Source organism: Nitrincola schmidtii, from assembly GCF_008973715.1.
GTDB classification, from domain to species: Bacteria; Pseudomonadota; Gammaproteobacteria; order Pseudomonadales; family Balneatricaceae; genus Nitrincola; species Nitrincola schmidtii.
Genome location: NZ_WBOL01000003.1, coordinates 62,370 through 84,779, shown reverse-complemented (window position 1 = coordinate 84,779; position 22,410 = coordinate 62,370). Strand labels below are relative to the sequence as shown.

General features: G+C 46.0%; 21 protein-coding genes. 6 read left to right on the top strand and 15 right to left on the bottom strand.

What is annotated here, in order from left to right; translation table 11 throughout:
- Positions 1-24: 24 nt before the first annotated feature.
- From F7R24_RS03720 to F7R24_RS03695, 6 genes are all read right to left on the bottom strand, one after another.
- The gene (locus F7R24_RS03720; protein ID WP_338087082.1) at positions 25-1,287 is read right to left on the bottom strand and encodes a glycosyltransferase; all 1,263 of its coding nucleotides are present in this window, start codon (positions 1,285-1,287) and stop codon (positions 25-27) included.
- Complete coding sequence (locus F7R24_RS03715) at positions 1,284-2,597, bottom strand: NAD(P)/FAD-dependent oxidoreductase (protein ID WP_151669909.1); 1,314 nt, start codon at positions 2,595-2,597, stop codon at positions 1,284-1,286. Before F7R24_RS03715 ends, F7R24_RS03720 begins: the two co-directional genes overlap by 4 nt.
- A gap of 25 nt (positions 2,598-2,622) precedes the next feature.
- The gene (locus F7R24_RS03710; protein ID WP_151669908.1) at positions 2,623-3,987 is read right to left on the bottom strand and encodes a glutamine synthetase family protein; all 1,365 of its coding nucleotides are present in this window, start codon (positions 3,985-3,987) and stop codon (positions 2,623-2,625) included.
- Between the two features lie 110 nt (positions 3,988-4,097).
- Complete coding sequence (locus F7R24_RS03705; RefSeq protein ID WP_151669907.1) at positions 4,098-5,132, bottom strand: proline racemase family protein; 1,035 nt, start codon at positions 5,130-5,132, stop codon at positions 4,098-4,100.
- 12 nt (positions 5,133-5,144) lie between these two features.
- Positions 5,145-6,293, bottom strand: a complete 1,149-nt coding sequence (locus F7R24_RS03700; RefSeq protein ID WP_151669906.1) for a zinc-binding dehydrogenase — start codon at positions 6,291-6,293, stop codon at positions 5,145-5,147.
- A gap of 67 nt (positions 6,294-6,360) precedes the next feature.
- Positions 6,361-7,059, bottom strand: coding sequence for an SDR family NAD(P)-dependent oxidoreductase (locus F7R24_RS03695; protein ID WP_151669905.1), 699 nt, complete (start codon positions 7,057-7,059; stop codon positions 6,361-6,363).
- Between the two features lie 165 nt (positions 7,060-7,224).
- On the opposite strand from F7R24_RS03695, the gene F7R24_RS03690 reads away from it, so the two are divergent.
- The 4 genes from F7R24_RS03690 to F7R24_RS03675 are packed head-to-tail and all read left to right on the top strand — an operon-like array spanning position 7,225 to position 10,811.
- Complete coding sequence (locus tag F7R24_RS03690) at positions 7,225-8,235, top strand: methionine ABC transporter ATP-binding protein (protein WP_151669904.1); 1,011 nt, start codon at positions 7,225-7,227, stop codon at positions 8,233-8,235.
- Positions 8,232-8,897 carry a methionine ABC transporter permease gene (locus F7R24_RS03685; RefSeq protein WP_151669903.1) on the top strand — a complete coding sequence of 222 codons (666 nt, stop codon included), beginning with the start codon at positions 8,232-8,234 and terminating at the stop codon, positions 8,895-8,897. The genes F7R24_RS03690 and F7R24_RS03685 overlap by 4 nt, the downstream gene beginning before the upstream one ends.
- 27 nt (positions 8,898-8,924) lie before the next feature.
- Entirely contained in the window at positions 8,925-9,698 is a 774-nt protein-coding gene (locus F7R24_RS03680; RefSeq protein WP_151669902.1) for a MetQ/NlpA family ABC transporter substrate-binding protein, read from the top strand.
- Positions 9,699-9,701: 3 nt separating this feature from the next.
- Positions 9,702-10,811, top strand: coding sequence for a tRNA-queuosine alpha-mannosyltransferase domain-containing protein (locus F7R24_RS03675; protein ID WP_151669901.1), 1,110 nt, complete (start codon positions 9,702-9,704; stop codon positions 10,809-10,811).
- On the opposite strand, the gene F7R24_RS03670 is transcribed toward F7R24_RS03675, so the two are convergent.
- A complete protein-coding gene (locus tag F7R24_RS03670) occupies positions 10,777-12,228 on the bottom strand; it encodes an aspartate ammonia-lyase (RefSeq protein ID WP_151669900.1) in 1,452 nt (483 codons plus the stop codon). The genes F7R24_RS03675 and F7R24_RS03670 overlap by 35 nt on opposite strands.
- Positions 12,229-12,363: 135 nt before the next feature.
- Between F7R24_RS03670 and F7R24_RS03665 the strand changes: the two genes are divergently transcribed.
- Positions 12,364-13,269 carry a LysR substrate-binding domain-containing protein gene (locus tag F7R24_RS03665; protein ID WP_151669899.1) on the top strand — a complete coding sequence of 302 codons (906 nt, stop codon included), beginning with the start codon at positions 12,364-12,366 and terminating at the stop codon, positions 13,267-13,269.
- A gap of 58 nt (positions 13,270-13,327) precedes the next feature.
- On the opposite strand, the gene cobB is transcribed toward F7R24_RS03665, so the two are convergent.
- Genes cobB through F7R24_RS03650 form a run of 3 tightly spaced genes read right to left on the bottom strand, consistent with a single transcriptional unit; the run spans position 13,328 to position 16,826 of the window.
- On the bottom strand, positions 13,328-14,038 hold the full coding sequence (gene cobB / locus F7R24_RS03660; RefSeq protein WP_151669898.1) for a Sir2 family NAD+-dependent deacetylase: 711 nt from the start codon (positions 14,036-14,038) through the stop codon (positions 13,328-13,330).
- A gap of 29 nt (positions 14,039-14,067) precedes the next feature.
- A complete protein-coding gene (locus tag F7R24_RS03655; RefSeq protein ID WP_151669897.1) occupies positions 14,068-15,837 on the bottom strand; it encodes an ABC transporter transmembrane domain-containing protein in 1,770 nt (589 codons plus the stop codon).
- 47 nt (positions 15,838-15,884) lie between these two features.
- On the bottom strand, positions 15,885-16,826 hold the full coding sequence (locus F7R24_RS03650) for a sodium-dependent bicarbonate transport family permease (protein WP_151669896.1): 942 nt from the start codon (positions 16,824-16,826) through the stop codon (positions 15,885-15,887).
- Positions 16,827-16,932: 106 nt separating this feature from the next.
- Between F7R24_RS03650 and F7R24_RS03645 the strand changes: the two genes are divergently transcribed.
- Entirely contained in the window at positions 16,933-17,898 is a 966-nt protein-coding gene (locus F7R24_RS03645; protein ID WP_151669895.1) for a LysR family transcriptional regulator, read from the top strand.
- A 25-nt stretch (positions 17,899-17,923) separates the two neighbouring features.
- Here F7R24_RS03645 and F7R24_RS03640 read toward each other — a convergent pair whose 3' ends face one another.
- The 5 genes from F7R24_RS03640 to F7R24_RS03620 form a co-directional block, all read right to left on the bottom strand.
- Positions 17,924-18,721 (bottom strand): DODA-type extradiol aromatic ring-opening family dioxygenase, encoded by a 798-nt coding sequence (locus tag F7R24_RS03640; protein ID WP_151669894.1) that lies wholly within the window; start codon positions 18,719-18,721, stop codon positions 17,924-17,926.
- Complete coding sequence (locus tag F7R24_RS03635; protein ID WP_168926768.1) at positions 18,718-20,088, bottom strand: DUF3482 domain-containing protein; 1,371 nt, start codon at positions 20,086-20,088, stop codon at positions 18,718-18,720. The genes F7R24_RS03640 and F7R24_RS03635 overlap by 4 nt, the downstream gene beginning before the upstream one ends.
- Positions 20,088-21,125: a DUF2868 domain-containing protein gene (locus F7R24_RS03630; RefSeq protein WP_151669892.1), complete on the bottom strand. Its 1,038-nt coding sequence runs from the start codon at positions 21,123-21,125 to the stop codon at positions 20,088-20,090. The genes F7R24_RS03635 and F7R24_RS03630 overlap by 1 nt, the downstream gene beginning before the upstream one ends.
- A gap of 130 nt (positions 21,126-21,255) precedes the next feature.
- Positions 21,256-21,435, bottom strand: coding sequence for a PLDc N-terminal domain-containing protein (locus F7R24_RS03625; RefSeq protein ID WP_151669891.1), 180 nt, complete (start codon positions 21,433-21,435; stop codon positions 21,256-21,258).
- A 78-nt stretch (positions 21,436-21,513) separates the two neighbouring features.
- Entirely contained in the window at positions 21,514-22,311 is a 798-nt protein-coding gene (locus F7R24_RS03620) for a DUF3750 domain-containing protein (protein ID WP_151669890.1), read from the bottom strand.
- Between the last annotated feature and the right edge of the window lie 99 nt (positions 22,312-22,410).

Genomic DNA, 22,410 nt, shown 5'->3' with positions numbered 1-22,410 from the left:
TACACCCTGTTATGGATTTTACTTCTAACTGAGTTTATTTTTAGCTTCAATCCATTGAGCCATGTATTGAGTACTTTTGAGGCTATGATGACGTAACATCTGACTAATGAAATGCTGCCTTCTTAACTCATAACGTTGGTTATATAGATTAATCAAATGCTCAACAAATGGGGTTTTCAAACAAGTCTGATTAAAGCGCCTGTCTAGTACCTGATCGCCCAGTTGCTGGGCTTCATACCACTCCGACTCATGTTGATACAAGTAAACCGCCTGCTCGATAAAGCTGTCATCAGTGGAGCATACCGCTCCGCTCCATAGGTCATCCGCAACAATCCCCTCAGCACCAATCGGGCTGGTAATACTAGGAGTTCCCACTTGCATCGCTTCTACTAACTTTCCTTTTAAGCCGGCTCCAAAACGCAGTGGCGCTAGCAGCAGCCGGGCTTGCCCAACCACTTGTTTTGCATCTTCTGCCCAACCTTGCACCAAAAATCCTTGCTGGGGATTGTGTAACTGAGTGGCTTTAGGGGGTGGATAAGCCCCGTAGATATGCAACCGAGCCTGGGGTAACTGTTGACGAATGGCCGGCCAAAGTATCTGCTTTAGGTATAGGACTGCATCCCAGTTTGGCGCATGCCGAAAGTTACCAATGGTTATAAAATCTTTACGCTGAGCAAACGTGAGACGATCATTTCTCTGCTCAGGACAGCTAGGCTCTAACATAAATGGCAAGGTATAGAGTTGTGAGCTAGGAACCTGAAAATGATTGATCAATAACTCGGTTTCAACTGATGAGATCATCAAGGTTAAGTCTGATCGAAAAATAGCGGCCACTTCTCTGACCGCTAATTCAGTGTGTAAGTCTTCCGGCTTAAAAACATCTGCTTGTAAACCATTAGACTGCTTGATCAGTTTGTGTCGAGCATCTCGTAAACTATGAAGATCTTCGGTATTGAGAACACGCAATGCATCTGGAAGGTACTTTTCCACTCGCCATGCAAACTGCTCTTCCATCATAAAACGATCAAACAGCACCATATTAGGTGCTATTTCCTGAATAAACTGATCAAAAGAGCTGCAGTTTAAGCGAATAGCATGACTAGTGATGCTTAGGGTTTGCAAATCGACCTGATGCTCCGTTTGTTGCGCAGGACTAGCAAAATCGACCTGCCAGCCCTGCTCTAAGAAACACTGCAGCAGCTGCATCATTCGGCTACCAGCAGCGGACGAATTAGGCTCTGGCCAGACGTAGCCAATGACCAGTACCTTCATTCGTTGATCACTCACCGCATCGCTTCCTTAAAACGGTAGTACCACATCCCGGCGGCCAACATCGGGTTACCTAACCAATCGCCCATGGGTACGCGCACATGAGAGCATCGCTCAAATACGTCAAATTTTTCCAGTTGACCACCTATCGCATCGGCCATGATCTCTCCCATGATATGACTGCTGGCGACGCCATGACCGGAATAACCCTGACAGTACCAAACATTCGGTGATAACTGTCCCAGTTGAGGGATACGATTGACCACAATGCCCATCGCACAGCTCCACTGATGATCGATCTTTATCCCTTTTAGCTGTGGAAAGGTTGTTTCGATGGCAGGCCTGAGTTCAGCGGCAATATCACGCGAGTCACGTCCAGAATAATTACACCCACCGCCAAATAACAAGCGACCATCTGCCGTCATGCGATAGTAATCCAACACAAAACGACAATCATACACCGCTAAACACTCCGGATTTAACTGCCGGGCTAAATCGCCTAAAGGCTCAGTTGTGACGATGCCGCCCATTGCTGGAAAAATCATACCTCCCAGTTGCTTTTGTGCTAAACGGTGGTAAACATCGCCGGCCAGCAACACATGCTGAGCAAGAATGCGCCCTTTGTCAGTGACCACCACAGGACGCGCACCGGCTTCAATATCTTGCACATAGGTATGCTCAAAAATCTGAGCACCTAAAGAACTGGCTGCTTTTGCTTCACCCATACAAAGATTGAGTGGATGCAAATGCATATTGCGGTTATTGCGTATTGCACCGCAGTATAAGTCAGTCGCTAAAATCGACTTTACTTGGTCAGCATTCAGCAAACTAACTTCTTCAGACATCCCTCTGGCTTGAGCTTCGGAAAAACTCTCCTCAAGTTCTTGCAGGTGAATCGGTTTCATCGCTGTGTGTAAATGACCAAAGCGAAGATCACAGTCGATACCGTATTTTTCGATACGTTGTCGTATGATGTCATGTCCACGCCAGCGTAAAAACCAGATAAAATCATCGACTTCATCACCGAGCGTGGCTCGCATCTGCTGTCGCATTGCGGCATCACCCGATAAACTACCGGTCACTTGCCCGCCATTTCGTCCAGATGCACCCCAACCGACTCGATTGGATTCAACCACTGCAACTCGATAGCCACGCTCTACCAGTTCGACGGCAGTCGCTATGCCGGTAAAACCAGCGCCAATGATGGCGACATCGGTTTCAATATCGCCTTCGAGTGATGGGTAGGTTGTAAAGTCATTCAAAGTGGAATGATAGTAAGAAGGCAGGCGTTCTTGATGTGGAGCACCCGCTATTTTTGTTGCATTCATATTAAATCCTTAAAGCCCTATCAACTCAGGTTGAATAACGATACCAGCGCCAATCTTGCTCACTGACTTCAGCCATAAACTGCCGATATTCAGCCCGTTTAACCGCCAAATAGACTGTTAAAAACTCAGCATCAAGGGTGCTGGCTAACCAGGCTGAGTTTGCAGAGGCATCCAAGGTTGTTAGCCAATCACTGGGTAAGGTTTCATTCACCTGCGCATAACCGTTACCCGTCACCGGTGGACCCGGATCTTGTTGATTTTCAACGCCGCGTAAAACCCCTGCCAGAATTAACGCAGCAGCTAAATAAGGATTCGCGTCTGCTCCACAGATGCGATGTTCAATATGTCGAGAAACCGCTGGGCCTCCGGGAATACGCATCGATACCGTTCGATTATCCACCCCCCAAGTCGGCGCTAAGGGTGCATAACTTTCAGACTGAAAGCGACGGTAAGAGTTGGCGTTAGGACAGAAAAATAACAACGAATCATTCAAAGAGGATAGCAATCCTCCAATGGACCAACGCAATAAATCCGTTCCTGAAGGATCTTCACTGGCATAGAGATTATGCCCTTGTGCGTCATTCAGACTGATGTGCATATGCATGCCAGAGCCTGAAAGATGAGTGAAAGGCTTCGCCATGAAGCAGGCTTGCATACCATGTTTATGAGCAACACCTTTTACTAGGCGTTTGTAACGGACGGCTTGATCCATTGCAACCAGTGCATCACCATGCTGCAAGGTAATTTCGACCTGACCAGGAGCATATTCAGATATCGCAGTTCTAGCGGGAATACCCTGAAGCTTACAGGCTGCATAAAGGTCAGCTAAAAATGGCTCTAGCTGCTCCAGCTCGCGTAAGCCATAAACTTGAGTATCATCGGGAATACGACCACCCGGTTCTGCTGCAAGCTGCGGTAACCCTCGCTTGGGTGTTTTGGGGTCAAGTAGATAAAACTCTAACTCGCATGCCATGACTGGGTAATAACCCTGCGCATTGAGTTTATCAATCATTCGGATCAGCAGGTGCCTTGGATCGGCCACTGCAGCAGGTAAGCCTTTTTCTGGGTGCATGCTGACTTGAACAGCTGCTGTTGGAATCTGACGCCAAGGCAGATGAACCAAGCTACCCGACAATGGAAAAGCCATGCAATCGACATCACCGACATCCCAGACTAATCCGGAGTTTTCGACATCTTCACCCAAAATCGACAGTCCCATTATGGTACTAGGCAAGGGTCGGCCAGTTTGAAAAACGGTCATTAACTCGTCACGATGCAACAGCTTTCCGCGTGGGATACCATTGGCATCGACTATAAATAATTCGAACAGATCAATATCGGGATACTGTTCTAGAAACGCAGTCGCTTCTTCTATTTCAGCAAACATCATTGCTGACACCTCAATGTTTTAAAAACAGTTAGTTATTCTTATCAACGCTTTGAAAATAGCAAAAAAACTTACTTAAAACGAGAGGTGTTAGGTAATATTTTTATGGTTTGTTAGATAGGCCAACCTGGCCAATGATCCTTAGGAAGGTAACTGACCATTGGATCCGATTGATTTACACAGAGGTCCATTTTGCTCAGAACATAAGATCTTCCGCGAATTTTGTTATCAATGACGGTCTTTCCTTGATCATAACGACACCCCAAAAAACTACCTATAAAACGGGTTTCACGCAGTGAACAGGTTTCCAGAGTTTCACCTGGCTGTATACTTCCTTCCAACTGCATCAGTGCTAATCGTGCTGAAGTTCCAGTGCCGGTAGTACTTCGACAAATAACGCCAGGATGGACATAGGTTGTGGATCTTGAGCGATAAGCTCCTGGACCTTTTTGTTCAACTGGGCCCATAAAGTGTAAAAACGGAATCGATCCAACATCACCCAATGTATAATGTTTCAGATCCCCTTTATTGCGAATCGCTTCAATGATTTTGTGGGCACATTCTGGTAACTGACGCTCTTCACTTAATTGCAGCGAAAAACCTAGCTCATTAGCATCCACTAGGGCATAAAATCCTCCACTATAAGCAATGCTATAGGTCACATTACCTATGGAAGGTACACTCACTTCTTGGCGATACTGCTCTATATAACTGGGTAATCCAGCACAGGAAACTGACTCTACCACACCACTTTTAACTTCAGCTTGGATCTCCACCAGACCTGCGGGTGATTCCAATTTAAAGCGCTGCATCCCCTCCCTTTTCTCGACAATACCCAACTCCAAAACCGCCGTGGCAGTACATAAGGTATTAGACCCTGAATAGATCGGATAACCCATGACCTCCATAATGATATAACCCGCTACGGCGTCTGGATGAGAGGCGGGTACTAAAAGATCCACGGACATTTCAGGTATGCCATAGGGTTCCGTTAAGAGTAAACGCCTTAAACCATCGGCATTGTGCTGAAGGTACTCCATTTTAGCGCGAACACTGTCACCGGGTATGTCTCCCACGCCGTCGTAAACAATCCTGCTAACATCTCCGCCGGCGTGAGTATCTAAAACCTTAAGATGGTGCTTTTTCATCCCTGAATCTCCTTATTGAGATGGGTTGGCATAGGGCTTGCCATGAATATCCCACTGAGAGTCGGGTACGATGACAATTTTTCCTAAAAACTGTTGGTTACGGCTAACAAAAAACGCTTCTGCTTGGTGCAGTTCAGACAGTTTAAATGCACTATGCAATACAGGTTTCAGCTGGCCACCTCTGATCCATTTCATCAGTTGCGCTGCTTCCTCTTGGGTACCATGTGACACACCAAAGATTTGCACTTGATAAAGATAGATTTTAGTCCACATCATTTGGCTTATATTGCCACCACTTGCCCCAGCGATACTTAACCGAGGATAGGTCTTTCTTTGGTGCATATCCTGTATCATGGTATCGATAAAGCGATCGGTCATCTCACCACCCACCAGATCCATCACCGCATCGATGGGCTTACCTTTTGTTTTTGCTAGGGTACGTTCCACAAAGGTATTCAAGTCGCCACGGTCAATCACCTCTTCTGCACCAAGCTTCATGAGCATTTCGCCCTTACTGAGTTGGCTGACAGCATAAGGGATTGCGCCGATAATACGGCAGAGTTGAATCAAAGCGGTACCAACACCACCACTGGCACCTGAAACCAACACACGTTCACCAGAAACCACTTTAGCAGCAGTCAACATATGGTAGGCAGTTTGATAAGAACACATGCCCATTGAAGCCAATTCCGCATCAGAAAGCTCATCATTCGGAATGTGATAGAACTGCTCTGCTTTAACGGCGACATATTCTGCATAGCCACCATCAGCACCATGACCATAATAATCTGGCATCAAATTAAGGTCAGGACGGTGATCAGGGTAGAGATTAAAATCTAACAGGCCTCTCTCACCGATGCGGCTAGAAGAGACTTGATGACCCACCGCTATAATTCGACCGACAATATCGGCTCCTTGGATTCGAGGGAAGGTTAATGTAGGCGATCCTCCCATTTGAAAGGAGGTTACTTCATCAGAACTACCGACCGGATAGAGTCCTTCTCGAGCCTTACGATCGGTATTGTTTTTGGCGGTCGCGGTTACCTGAACAAGAACTTCGTCAACGTTAGGTGTGGGTACTGGCACGTCAGATTTATAAACCAGTTGCTCAACACCTCCATGACCCATTAAACACATGGCATGCATCACTGATGGAATCATTAATCCTCCTTGTTAGTTTTATTTTTGCTCCATCAAAGACTTTAGGAGATGCATTCAATGGTGTAAATTAAAAAGGCAATTTATTTCCATCCCAATTCCACAAGTAACCACTGTCTTCAGGGGTGACATTTGTTTCCAGCACATCAACCAAACACCGAGCAGCCTGCTCTGGGGTTTTAAGTTGACTATCAGGAACACGTTGCTGAAAAGGCTTTGATAAACCACTATCGGTTGTACCTGGATGATAGGTGGCTAATGCAGCCATTGGGAAGCGTCTCTGCCATTCAATGGCCGTTGTTTTCACCAACATATTCAACGCTGCTTTTGAGGCACGATAAGCATGCCACCCACCCAGACGATTATCAGAAATACTGCCGACTTTTGCCGACACCGCCAAAAATTTAAAGGCTGAGTCACGCTTTAAACGTCCGCTAAGATGCTGAAGACACGCTGCAGTCACTAAAACATTGGCTGAAAACGAAGCAAGTAAGGCTTCTTGGGTCAGTGCTTCTGTGCGTTTTTCTGGCATTTGCGTTTCAGACCAGAGTAACCCGTTGGTCACAATCACTTCATCAGGTAGGGTTAACGACTGAAGCGTGGCGATAACATCATCCCACTGCCAAGATGAAATAATCCGCTGTTCAATAGATGAGGGTAATGCCTGTTTTGTTCTGGTTACCAATGTGACTGCGGCTCCCCCTTCAGATTTTACCTGAGCCACTGCTGATCCGATTGAACCACCGCCGAGTACGAGTGTGCTTGACATGTTAAACTCCTATTTTTAAAGCATTACGTTAGCGCATGAGGATCAGATCCACCTCAAAACTTATCTAATTAGGTTGTATAAGCCACCCTTAAAAATGCTATAATCGCATAAGATTTTATTTTTTAATTCCCAAAAAGCATTACAACCCAAAAGGTTTTACACTTCGTGATTGAATTTCAACGTGTGCACAAGGCTTACAAAGTCGGTCAACGTGAGATTACAGCACTGGAGCCCTGCAACTTGCAGATAGAGCAAGGTCAGATCTATGGTCTTATCGGCCATTCTGGTGCAGGTAAAAGTACGCTGTTACGTCTGATTAATCGACTTGAAGAGCCGAGCTCTGGTCGTATTCTAGTCGATGGTGAAGACGTCACGGCTCTCTCACCCAAAGGTTTACGTCAGTTTCGCCAGAAGCTTGGTATGATCTTTCAGCATTTCAATTTATTGTCATCCAAAACAGTTGCTGACAATGTTGCTATGCCACTCAAACTGGCCGGTCAACTGTCATCAGATCAGATCAAATTGCGTGTTGCGATGCTTCTCGATCGCGTGGGTTTAACCGATCATGCCAATAAATACCCAGCTCAACTCTCGGGCGGTCAGAAGCAACGTGTTGGTATAGCGCGGGCATTAGCCACCTCACCGAAGATACTATTGTGTGATGAAGCCACCAGCGCTTTAGATCCACAGACAACGGCTCAAGTGCTGCAACTCTTAAATGAGTTAAACCGTGAACTAAATCTCACTATTGTACTGATTACCCACGAGATGGATGTCATTCGGCGCATTTGTGATCAGGTTGCGGTACTAGATAAAGGAAAAGTCGTTGAACAAGGACCGGTTGCTGATGTATTTCTGCATCCTAAACATCCGACCACACAACGCTTTGTCTTTGAAGCTGAACAGCTAGATGAAGAAGAAATGAACAGCGATTTTGAGCGAGTTCAGGGTCGAATTGTTCGCCTGACGTTTCAAGGCGATGCAACCTATGCTCCTTTACTTGGTCATGTCGCTAGAAAAACTGGCGTGGATTACAGCATTTTAGGTGGTCGTATCGATCATATTCGTGACACGCCTTATGGGCAGCTAACTCTTTCTCTCGTTGGAGGAGATGCTGACGCTGCGATTGCACAACTACAAAGTGCACAGGTAACCGTTGAGGTATTGCGCGGATGAATCATTTCTTTAGCAATATAGACTGGTTTGACATTTGGATGGCCACGCTCGACACCTTAATGATGTTAGGCGGCTCGATCATCTTTACGGTACTGTTGGGCCTGCCCTTAGGCGTTTTGCTGTTTTTGACTGGCCCAAAACAGATGTATGAGCAAAAAGGCTTTTATGCAGCACTTTCATTGGTGGTCAATGTGTTGCGCTCGCTTCCTTTTATCATTTTATTAATCGTCATGATCCCTTTCACCTTAATGATCACCGGAACGTCCTTGGGTGTGGCAGGTGCGATTCCTCCTTTAGTTGCCGGCGCAACGCCCTTCTTTGCTCGTCTTGTTGAGACAGCCTTAAGAGAGGTGGATAAAGGTATCATTGAAGCCACTCAGGCGATGGGAGCCAGCACCCAACAGATCATTTTTAGCGCGCTATTACCAGAAGCTCGCCCGGGAATCATTGCTGCCATTACCGTTACGGCGATTACACTCGTTTCTTACACAGCCATGGCGGGTGTGGTCGGTGCCGGTGGTTTAGGCGATCTTGCCATACGTTATGGCTATCAACGTTTTCAAACCGATGTAATGGTGGTCACCGTCGTACTTCTACTGATTTTGGTACAGATTTTACAAAGCCTTGGAGACCGTTTGGTCGTCCATTATTCACGCAAATAAACTGCCTATTTTTCCTCGGAGTTATAAATGAAAAAATTGATTTTTGCTTTGGCCGCTTTCACTGCCGTATCAGCAGCTCAAGCAGAGACCCTCAGTATTGCGGCAACAGCCGTACCTCACGCGGAGATTCTTGAGTTTGTAAAACCTGAATTGGCGAATCAAGGAATTACGTTAGATATCAAAGTCTTTACAGACTATGTTCAACCTAATACTCAGGTTAATGAAGGACGTATTGATGCCAACTTCTTTCAGCACCAACCTTACCTAGATAATTTTAATGAGAATCGCAGGACTGAATTAGTCAGCGTTGCTGGCATTCACATTGAGCCTTTTGGCGCTTACTCAGTCAAATATCAAGCGCTGAGTGAACTACCGCAACGTGCTCAAGTCGCCATTCCTAATGATGCCACGAACGGTGGTCGAGCTTTATTACTGCTTCAATCCGCTGGCTTAATCACGCTTAACCCAGAGGCTGGTATTACGGCGACGACTCGTGACATCACGGAAAATCCGTTAAATCTGCGTATTCGTGAAATTGAAGCGGCCACCCTTCCTCGTGTATTAAATCAAGTGGATCTTGCATTGATCAATACCAACTACGCTCTGGAAGCTGGTTTATCTCCGAGTGATGATGCTCTGGTCATCGAAGGCAGTGAGTCACCTTATGTGAATATTCTGGTGACGCATGCTGACAAAGCAGAAAATGCAGCGGTACAATCATTGATTAATGCAATCAAAACCGATGCCGTCAAAGAGTTCATACTTGAAAAATACCAAGGTGCAGTGGTCCCTGCTTTCTAATCAATGAATCAACCTAAACCCAGAATCCTTCTGTTATCAGCCTATGACGCCGCCAGCCATCAGCGCTGGCGGCGTCAGTTGATAGAGGGACTTCCTGAGTTTGAGTGGCAGGTGCTCAGCCTGCCTCCTCGCTATTTCAGTTGGCGCATTCGCGGCAATGCCTTAAGTTGGTTAAATGAACCACTCTTAAAAGAGTCTTGGGATCTTATTTTAGCGACATCCATGACAGATTTAGCCAATATCAAAGGATTTCATCCAGGATTGGCGAAGGTACCCTGCCTTCTCTATTTTCATGAGAATCAATTTGCATTTCCGGACTCTAGTCAACAGTTCAATAGTGTCGAGCCACAAATGATTAACCTTTACAGTGCGGTAGCGGCTGATCACCTACTGTTTAATAGTGATTGGAATCGTCGAAGCTTTATCGACGGTGTTGCGGCTTTACTGAAAAAACTGCCCGATGCGTTACCCAAAGGCTTACCTGATCAACTCTTAGCTAAATCCTCTATCCTTCCGGTGCCTATTGAAGACGGTTTGTTTAGTAAACCGGCTAAGATTAACAATATCGAGTGCCCTCACCTTTTGTGGAATCATCGCTGGGAATATGACAAGGGACCTGATCGTCTACTAAGTTTTTTACAAAAGCTTTCCTCAACAGGGCAGGACTTCCGCTTAAGTCTGGTCGGTGAACAATTCCGTCAGCAACCTGAAGCCTTTAACCAGATTCAGCAGACATTTGCCGAACAACTTTTGCACGCTGGCTACCTAGACAGTGCTGGAGATTATCAACAGCTATTGCAGCAAGCCGATATCGTTATCTCTACAGCCTTGCATGATTTTCAGGGACTGTCGATGCTTGAGGCCATGGCGTCAGGCTGTGTTGCACTCGCTCCAAACCGATTAGCCTATCCAGAATATATTCCGCAGAGTCAGTGTTATGACAGCTATCCTGACGATATAGAGCGTGAGGCTGAAGCGGCGGTAAAACAATGTTTAGCTTGGCTGAAGACTTCACCCGAACAACCACCACCGGATCAATGGAGGCTGTCGAGTCTGTTAAACCAGTATCGTGACGTGTTTAAGATGTACTTGTCGTCATTCGTCTCGGATTGACCATATTCTCAGGTTTTAAAATCTGCTCAAGCAAGGCTTCATCAATCAAACCTTCTTCTTTAACTAGCTCCAATACCCCTTTACCCGTTTCCAAGGCGGTTTTAGCGATACGGGTGGCATCATCATAGCCAATATAAGGATTTAGCGCGGTGATAATACCGATTGAATGTGTGACTAAGTGTAGGCAATGTTCACGATTGGCGGTAATACCCACCACACAACGTTCACGCAACATATCCATCGCACGACGCAATAATCGCATCGACTCCAGAATCTTGTAAGCAATTAACGGTTCCATCACGTTTAACTGTAGCTGTCCATTTTCAGCAGCCATGGTAATCGCTAAATCATTACCGATGACCTGATAGGCAACTTGATTCACCGCTTCTGGAATCACTGGATTCACTTTACCTGGCATGATCGAAGAACCCGGTTGCTGCGGTGGCAGGTTGATCTCGTTAAACCCCGTTCTGGGACCGCTGGATAACAAACGAAGATCATTACAAATTTTCGATAGCTTAATGGCCAAACGTTTAGTCATACCAGAAAAGAGCACGAAGGCTCCCATGTCAGAAGTCGCTTCAATCAGATCAGCCGCTAAACGCATCGGATGACCGCAGACTTCTGATAGATGACGAACCGCTAAATCTGCATAAAGTGGATCAGCATTAATACCCGTACCTATGGCGGTTCCACCTAAATTAACTTCTCGAAGTAAATCATACATACCCGCAATACGGTCTATGTCTTCACCGAGGGTGGTTGCATAAGCACCAAACTCTTGCCCTAGTGTCATGGGAACCGCATCTTGTAATTGTGTACGTCCCATTTTGATAACGTCACTAAACTCATCTCGCTTGGTTGCAAAGGCATCTTTTAGCAACGCTAGGCTATCCACTAGCTCTGCATGAGACAATTGCAGCCCAACACGTATGGCAGTGGGATAGGCATCATTTGTCGACTGTGACATATTGACGTGGTTGTTTGGATGCAGATGTTGATATGCACCTCGCGCATGACCTAAATATTCCAAACCAATATTGGCAATCACTTCATTAGCATTCATGTTGGTTGAGGTGCCCGCTCCACCCTGAATCATATCGACAACGAACTGATCATGATACTCGCCATTAATAAGACAATCACAAGCGAAGTGAATCGCATCCTTATGCTTAGCAGACAAATGTCCCGTATCAAAATTGGCAGAAGCGGCTGCTTTTTTGACCATCGCCAAACCAACAATCAGTTTAGGAAAGTGCGCTAAAGGCACACCGGTTAAAGCAAAATTCTCCAACGCTCGTTGAGTTTGTACGCCATAATAGGCACTGGCTGGAACGGCCAGATTTCCGAGTAGATCTTTTTCAATACGGTGTGGTTGTTGCAGAATTTCATCTTGGCGCGGAATATCAATAATCATGATGGCTCTCTAAGAAAAGGCAATGTGACACAGTCCTACTGACTGTTTGAGGCATTGTCATACAAGGATAGGTCTATAATCCAATGCCGTTATCAGATACATTATGCAAATATTGCATAATGTGGGCATGTATTGATGGATTTTGAAACTCGGTGGTTAGAAGACTTTTTAGCGCTCGCTTCCACGCAAAGCTTTTCCAAAGCGGCTGAACGTCGTCATGTAACTCAGCCAGCCTTTAGTCGACGGATTAAATCATTAGAAGACATGGTTGGTGTTCAACTGATTGACCGATCCAGAACACCGATTAGCTTAACGGCTGAAGGCCAACTATTTTTGATTACCGCTCGAAGTATCGTCAGTCAGCTACATGAAACACTGGCACGCTTACGCGGACTCTCACCGCAACAACATACCATTCTTGAGGTAGCTGCTGCTCACTCATTAGCATTTACCTTTTTCCCAGATTGGCTTAACTCACTGGGTAAACTCACGAATGACCTATCGATTCGCTTGGTCGCGATGAATGTAGAAGATGCGGTTCATGCCCTGAGAGATGGTCAGTGTGACATGATGCAGGTTTACTATGACTCTTATGCGACACTTCAGCTGGACCCATCTCTTTTCCCGTCGATTCACTTACTAGACACCTCGATGGTACCTGTTTGCAAACCTGATGAGGAAGGCAACCCGCTGTACAGTTTACAATCACTATCCGATGAGCCAATTCCGTTACTCTCCTATACCTCAGGTGCTTTTTTAGGAAGAACGGTTCGCTTATTACTGAAGCACCATCCTATTCGTTTACGCCTTAAAACCGTTTACGAAACCGCCATGGCGGAAGGCTTAAAAGGCATGGCACTTCAGGGGCATGGCATAGCCTGGATGCCTAAGCTATGTATTGAAAGAGAATTGACCGAAGGAAGATTAGTGATCTGTGAAGGTGAAGAATGGCAGACGCCATTGGAAGTTCGCCTGTATCGCTGCACACTGGTTAATAAACCGATCGTGGATGATCTATGGAGACAACTGCAAGCCAAGTAACATTGATTACTAGCGAAACCATTCCACTAAAATAGCTTCATGGGTTTGACTCATCGTCTTAGCGTTGCATCAATCGACTAAAAAAATCGACTACCACCTCGGTCGCAGGTCCATAGTAGCCTTGATCAAACGCACTGCTGGTTTTCTCGAGATTAAGTTCAACCGTTTCTGCCCCCGATTCTTGGGCAACCTGCATAAAACCAGCCGCTGGATAGACTTTTCCGGATGTTCCAATGGATACAAAAAGATCTGCTTTAGAAACGACTTCAAAACAATCATCTAGCTGATAAGGCACCTCACCAAACCAAACAATATCAGGGCGTAATGATGACGGTGTTTCACAGCATTGGCAGTGATGTTCAGCGGTTAAATCATTGGTCCACGGAATCGATAAACCACTAACGCTACAGAGTGCACTTTGCAGTTGACCATGCATGGCTATGATGCGTTGATTGCCTGCACGCTGATGTAAGTTATCAACATTCTGAGTGATCAAGGTAAAGTGTCCGCCACGAGCGATATGCTCCGCCTCAAATTCTGCCAAGATCTGATGGGCGGCATTAGGCACCACACTAGCATCTAAAAGCTGCGCACGACGCATATTATAAAATTGATAGACTAGATTAGGATTTCGCTGAAAACCCTCTGGCGTCGCTACATCTTCAACGGGGTGATCTTCCCATAAGCCGTTTTGGTCACGAAACGTTCGGATACCCGATTCGGCCGATATACCGGCACCGGTTAAGACAACAACACGCTTAAATTCCATCGTTTCACCTTTGTTTAGAGATTAATGACTTAATGAGTTCTAAACTGTAATTCAGCCAAACGCCGATAAAGCGTTGAGCTTTCCAACAGATCCTGATGCGTTCCAGAGGCAACCAACTTCCCTTGATCTATCACTAGTATTCGGTCTGCCGACACAACCGTCGATAGTCGATGTGCTATGACTAATGAGGTACGTCCTAACATCAACTTATCTAAGGCAAACTGCACACGCTGTTCGTTTTCGGCATCCAATGCACTGGTGGCCTCGTCTAATAATAGTACACGGGGATCTCTGAGTAAGGCACGGGCAATGGCAATACGTTGACGCTGACCACCGGAAAGCTGCAACCCCCCCGTTCCAATGGAGGTGTTCAGCCCTTGTGGTAGTCGTTCAATAAACTCCCAAGCTTGAGCTTGTTGCGCCGCGTGCTTCAACTCATCATCGCTAGCATCAATATTACCCAAGCGAAGATTTTCTGCGACCGTTCCAGTAAATAAGATAGGCTCTTGCGAAACCAATGCCATGCAGCGTCGAAGATCTTGCGGATCAAGTGACGTTAAAGCCACTCCATCCAAGAAGATACCTCCCTCTTGAGGATCATAAAAGCGAAGTAGCAGCTTGAGCAAACTGGATTTACCGGCACCAGAGGGACCAACTAACGCAATACGCTCACCCGAAGCAATGGAAATACTCAATTGTTGAATAACCGGCGAGTCTGGTCTTGATGGATAAGCAAAGGAAACATGATCAAAGGTCACCTGTCCGGTTAATGGATCAGGTAATGGTGTCACAACTTCTGGCGCAGCAATCATCGGTTTAGCATCTAACAATTCTATCAGGCGCTCAGTTGCCCCTGCTGCGCGTTGAACTTCTCCAGCCACTTCGGCCAACGTCGCTATCGCACCCGCAGCAATTAAGGCGTAAAACACGAATGCAGTTAGCTCGCCCGGTGACATGCGCCCGGATAATACATCCTGCCCGCCTTGCCATAAAATTAATCCCACAGCAGAGAAAATCACCAGCATTGCAAAACCCGTCAGTAACGCACGCTGCACAATGCGTTGACGCGCTGCAATAAACGCATCTTCTACATGCTGACCATAGATCTTTCGATCTTCTGACTCATGAACGGATGCTTGAACCGTTTCAATGCCATGAAGCACTTCACCTGCATAACGTCCTAATTCTGCCACTCGATCCTGACTGGTACGTGACAAACGACGCACTCGACGACCAAACCAGACCACGGGAACCACGGTTAATGGAATGCCTACCAATACCAACAGCGTTAACAACGGACTGGTAATCAATAAGAAAATCAGTGCGCCAATAAAGGTCAGTAAATTACGAAGCGCCATGGAGATAGAAGAACCAAACAGCGTTTGCAAAACGGTGGTATCGGCGGTAAGTCGACTTTGAATTTCACCGGCGCCATTACGAGCAAAGAATTCAGGCTCCAACGAAAGCAAATGATCAAAGACACTGCAACGCAGATCAGCAGCCAAACGCTCACCTATCCAACTGACCCAATAAAAACGTGCGGCAGATGCCAGTGCCATAATGGCCACGACACCTAAGGTGACGAGTAAGCCAATATTTAACCAACGCGGATCACTGGCAGCAAAACCTCGATCGACAACCAAGCGTAACCCTTGCCCCAACAGCAACACGCAGGCAGCAGCAATAATCAAGGCAATACTGGCAAACAGAATTTGGGGTTTATAGGGTAAAAGAAAGCGTCCTAGACGCAATAACAATCGAGGACTGGGCTTTGCTAATGGGGTTGGGGTCGTTGACATATTACTCCTACGACCAAAACCCCATAAACGATTAAGGCATGATCGGATTAAACACTTTGTAACGCTAATGCGATCTGATGATACAGCGGAATACCCAAAATGACATTCAATGGGAAGGTTAATCCTAATGCCGCTAGCATAGCCAAACCGATATTCGCATCCGGTATCGAGTTACGAATAGCTGCTGGTGCGGCAATATAAGATGCACTGGCTGTCATGCTGGCAAGAATCACGATAGAGCCTATTGGCAGCGCTAGCCATGTACCCATTAATAAGCCCACCATCGCCAAAATCGGCGGTGCTACCAGTGCAAAGGTCAGCAAACGCCAATGCTGCAGGGGTATCGGTCTTAAGGTAGACGCGGCTGTTAAGCCCATATCCAGTAAGAACAAGGCTAATACCACTTGGAAAGCGCCCATCAACAGACCAGTCACATTAGCACCCTGATTAGGTCCATACATAAAGCCAATCACCACACCACCGACCAGTAATATGACGCCCCGGTTAGTCAAGGCTTCATGCCAAACACCCGCCAAGGTTCCGTTAACACTAGGTTGAGCACGACGGTACAACAAAATCGCTACGATAATAGCAGGAAGCTCCAGCATCACCAGATACAGCGTGACTTCTGGCCCTACATCCAGCAGTTGAGTTTGTGCATAAGCCAAGGCAACTGCGAAAGTACCTGCGCTCACCGAACCATAATGCGCTGCAAGACTGGCACTGTCCGCAATGGATAGACGAACCAAACGGCGCAAAATTGGCATTAGGACGATGGGGATCAGCGCGCCTATGGCAATAACACCCAAGAGTTCAGGAATCAGTGACATCCGCAACTGACCATGCAGCGCGAAACCACCCTTCAAACCAATGGTCAACATCAGTAACAAACTGAGAACATCGTAGGCAGCTTTAGGAACACTCAGATCAGAGCGAACAATACCGGCAACCAAGCCGAGTAAGAAGAACATGACCACGATATCAGGCATTTTTAGAACTCCATCTGGATTTTGGCAAATTCTGCCTTGATAAATACATTTATTCCAATTAATTTATCAATATACATACATAGATAATCATCTATACTGGAGAGATATGAAATTAAATCATTTAACCTTTCGATTATTAGAAGTGTTCAGTTGTGTCGTTAAAACTGGCAGCGTTACTGAAGCTGCTCGTCAACTGCATCTGACCCAACCCACTGTCTCACTGCAACTCAAGCGCTTGAGTGAATCGGTTGGAGAGACGCTGTTCTACTCAGACAAAAAAGGGATGCAGCTCACCGACAGTGGCTATATCGTTTATGCTGCTGCATTGGATATGTTGGGTCGTGTCAATGATCTTCAAGATCAGTTGGATAGCGTACAAGAGGGTCAACAGGGTCGCTTCAGTATCGCCATGGTCAACACCGCGCAGTATGTGCTACCGCGATTACTTGGACCTTACAGCAAAACCTTTCCTGATGTTGATTTAACCTTGGAAATAGGTAACCGAGAACAGGTGCTTCAACGCTTTAATCAACAGCTTGACGATATCTATATCTTTAGCCACCCTCCTGCACTGGATCATGCAGCCGCAGCGCGATTTCTGCGAAACCCCTTAGTCATCATTGTTGCAAAAGACCATCCTTTTGCCGCACAGGAAAAAATTTCTATGACAACGTTGTTACAGGAACGATTTCTGCTCAGAGAGCCCGGATCGGCTACGCGCATGCTGTTCGATGGATGGTTACAAACACAGGGCCTGCAGTTAAATCGCAGCTTGCAAATGGCCAGTAATGAAGCAATCCGTGTCGGCGTTGCTGCTGGGATGGGTATTGCGGTGATTTCTCGCCATGTTATTCCAACAGGGACTGTTGGGCTAGTCGAGCTGTCTGTGGATGGCTTTAACCTAGAAAGCCACTGGCATTTTATTGTTCGACGAGATCGCCGACTGCCCCATGCAGCAAGGCGCTTCTTAACCTTTGCCGATGCTGAGCTGGAAAATTGCCTTGACCCGCAATACGTGTGCCATGAAACCGATCAATTACTGAGAGCTTTAGCTAGCACTACTCACAGTTAAACAATTTTTTGAGCAAAGTATCTATTCATGACCACAAATACATACTCGACTCTTTGTTAAGAATTTTTAATTGAAAATACTCGCTGCATTCAGTCTGAGCAACCCCATAACATACATGCAAAGGCAGTAAATGCTCTTCTCTTGGATGACAAAAGCGAGCAGCTGGAGCGTTCGTCCAACTCACTAATCGCTGCCGCCGTTCTTTTTCATCAATTCTTTGACTGCTAAGGGTGTCTAACAACCATGACTCAAATGAACTGTTTTTCAATCTTGAATCATGGGTATCCGCCGTAAAGAAGGCTTTCATGTTGTGAAATGAGAAGCCAGACCCAATGACCAATAGATTGTCGTAATCTAATCCTTGAATACACTCGCCCATTTTAATGTGGGCCTCTGGGTCAAGATTGTTGATGAGTGAAAGCTGGACACAAGGCACATCAGCATCAGGAAACATTATTTTCAACGGTATAAAAACGCCGTGATCGAAACCACGCTCTTTATCCAAGTTTGCATTAATACCAGCACTGGCTAATTGCCTATGTATTTTTTCGGCAAGTTCAGGCGCGCCAAGACAAGGATATTCTATCTGGTACGATTCTTCAGGAAATCCATAGTAGTCATATATTAGCGATGGATTACTCCCCGCAGTAATCGTTGCTACACTTTCTTCCCAGTGGGCACTGATCACGAGAATAGCCGAAGGTTTACTAATTTTTTGAGCGATGGATTTTAAGCATTCAACCATCTCTACATGTGTCTTATCCCCTAGCAGCGGCATAGGTCCGCCACCATGAGACAGAAAGAGAACTTGATGATTATTCATTGTGGAGAATCTCCAAAGAGTTTCTGCTGAACCCATGCTTCAAGCGCTTGTTGTGAAGCATGATTCCATTTATCTGACTGTAGCTGTTTTGCCCAGCGTAATAACGTGACTTGCTCTGAAGAAGACCAATTCGACGCATTCATAGCTAGCTCAAGCTGATCTCGTCTTGCGTGTGTTCGAGATCTTAATTGTTGAACAAAACTTAAAGCGCGAGACATTAATACGAAAGGAAAATTGGGGTGTTGAACGGGGCCAACAAACTGATGCTTGCGGATACCGGGCAGGTTAAAGCGACTTCCAGGCACTTTTTGAGTCATTAACCAGCCACCTGCCGTGCCTAGTAAACCTCCAGTCACCGCCCCTAACAACATCGACCCACCTGCGGTACCAACATCGATCAAAGATCCTGCTGCAGCGCCAGCAGCGCCTGAAACCCAGAGTAATTGCTGTTGTTTTAGCCCCCAATAAGACCATTGCTCAACATTCATCAAATCAGCATAGTCAGCCATCCAGTCGGATGAACTATTAAACGATAGTTGTGAATAGTTAAAGGCCTTAACCCATTCGTTAAACAGCTCTGACTCTGCTTCATTTAGAGATAAATGGAGTGCTTTTTCAGCAGTGTTGACCGAAGGAAATTTGTCGACATCAAGTCGTCTTGTGACCTGCTCACACCAATAGTGGGCAATTTGTGGAGCTAATTGATCGACACGTTGAAGGTCACGACGCTTAAGAAAATCAACAAGAGATAATACCGAGTCTCGTTGATTCGCTTCTAGCAATTCTGCCATTGCACTGAGTAAACGTAGGCGTGTTTCCAAGGGTGCTTTCAGAGGATCAAACTCTCTAACCCACTGGAAATATTGATCTAAGGTTTGGCGCCATTCCGCTTGATGGGCTTCACCTGCGATGGGATTAATCACGGCCATACGTGGCTGCCCTGTCCAACGTAAAATTTCCATTTCAGCCAGATCACTTCCTGAAACAGGGCTGGATGCATCAGTCACAAAAACAATACCAGCGCCTTGCATGATAGGCGTCAGTAACTCAACTTCATCAGGAAAACGCTGTCGATGACTCGGATCGGATAAAAAAGCTCGGATGCGATCAGCTCTTGCATGTGGGGCAACGGTTTCTTGCTGCAGCCAATGAAGCACTTCTCTTGCACGCTGGAAACCAGGTGTGTCAGTTAACGTCAATACCAGTGCATCATTCACACTAAAACTGAATGCGTTAGCCGTTCGAGTCGTTCCTGATTCAGGCCCTATGACCACACTGTCTATTTCTGTCAGTGTCGCCACTATCGAAGACTTACCCTTGTTAGGATGACCAACGACGCAAAAATTAGCACCCGAGCCACGTACCATTACTGAATCCATATCAATTGATGTTGTTTTGCAAACGCTTGCCAACTCAACACCAAGTGAGGCGGATAAGCCGTTTCAGGTTCTATCAGAAACAGCGCCTGTTTTATCCCCTTATGGTTGGCTTGTTGAATTTTATCGCCTAGCTCAGCAATAGGCGAACGCCTAACATCCACTTTCCATAATAACTGCTTTGGCGGTTTGCTTATCAGTGCCTGCCACTGATGTTGATCTTCCTGCCAATCAGCAACGCCGAATTGAATCTCATCAGCTGATACTGCGGGTGACTCCCAATAGACAGAGGTTGCATTTTGCCATAGCGACATCGGCTCATACTGAAGCTTGTCATCCTGCTGATCTTCATCCACCGCTGCCGATAAAGTGTCTGAAGCTGTCGCAATAGGAGCAAAGGTTCCTTTTGGCGGCTTGGCATGTTTTATTTGCAATAGACAGACACTGATTAACAAGCAGCGCGGCAATAAGTTATAGATCAACAAGCTTGCCAAAATAAAGGGCCACCAATCACCCGCATTGGAGATATTTTCTGCATTAGGTGCTATTCGAACAAAGCGAGTGGATTCAATCAAAGCAGAATCGGGAACCGCTGCAGGCCAGTAGGCTTGCCAATGAAAACTAATCAGACTAACAATCGAGTGAATTCGTTCAGGATCACTAATTAAGGTTGAACTCCAACCAAAGGCCAAGTCTGTAAAAAGCAGTAGTGTCAAAAATGCCAGTAAAATACCCAGACCCACTAGATACCAAAGCTGGTGAAGCTTTAACCATAGCCTGAGTTGGAATTGATGATCCACTTGCCACCCCGGTAGCTTTGCAAATCGGACTAGCCAAGGGGGTTGGTGGCGTCTAAACATCATCACACCGGAAATACAGGCTCCGATGAATGGAAGTCCACACCATACCAGCCAAATCAACATTAAATTGATTCGACCGTCTGGCGTGTATCGCAGGCCAGCCAACCCCATTACAACGCCAAATATTAATGCGACTAGGTAAAGCCAAAAAGGAATTTGTAATTTCAAGGGTGTGGCCGATTCTAGTTTAGTTACTTAGGTTAAGCAGTATTGCTAGGCTAACGATTATAATAACTATTAACCTAGCAAAGGGGATATTTTTCAGACCAACTGTCTAGGTTTTTCTATCTAGTTTCTTCTATTTCGGTCCTAGAAGGAACCACAAAATAAAGCCGATCACAGGAAGTAACAGAATCAGAACAACCCACAACACTTTCCTACCTGTTGATGCGCGGCTCTGCACGATTTTGATGATGGCATAGATATTTAGGATCAGCAGTAGCAGACCCAAAACCCCTGACACTTCAACTCCAAACATAGTTAACTCCTTTACTTGTCTGTTGTGTGCTGGAGATACCATAGTACCCTATCCTCATGAGTGAGAGCCAGTTTGAGCCTACGGGTTAGATAGACTAGTGTCGACAGGCATTCCTAATCTACCCAGCCCAGGCAAATTAACCGCTAAAGGCCAAAAATCAATGCCCGCATTTAATCCAAGAAAATTAACCTCTAACCCCTCTTCTACTGCCATCAATCCACCGAGCAACCCTGCTAAAGACACTTGAAAACCTGTACCGCTGGGTGCTTTTGCAAATACACCGCCTTCAGGCAAGTAATCTTTACCTATGGCGGTGGGTGGTAAAACGAGCCGAAGCTCCGGTACTTCTCGAGCTAAATAAGCAATATACGTATTACTATTAGGGCCTGGCCAGATTCGATATTCATCGTTGTATGGATACTGACTTGAGGCTTCATGAAGGCGCGCAATCAACGCATCAATCTCATCGCCTCCACGCAAATCTCGCAGTAACGTTGGGTAACTTCCATACCAGTAACCATCCGGTGTACCTTGAGCAATGCGGATCGCCTGCCCACCACGCGCAACACTAAAACCGATGACTTCAAAGCGCGTGTAATAATCCGCTCCCTGAGGTTTGGCTGCAATCCAAGTGTGAACGCCAAATGCACCTCGCCAGCGAAAGGCACGAGCTGCATAAACCTGTATGACAGCTTCATTAACCTCTGATGGATTAGGCGCTATGCCTGAACTATCTTGTCTGGCGGTTCGCCAATCATTGGAACGTTCACTATTGGTAAAATGCGATGTTAGCGCACAACCTACCGGTAAAATGAAGATGAAAACTACCAGTAATAACGAACGAAACATCAATGTAAACCCACTGTAAGATTTCATATTGCTCCCTGTTTAAACCTTAATCATTTGTTATTACGTAAAACATCACAATCTAGCTCAAATTAAACACTGACGGGACAGATTAAATGAAAAAGCTAT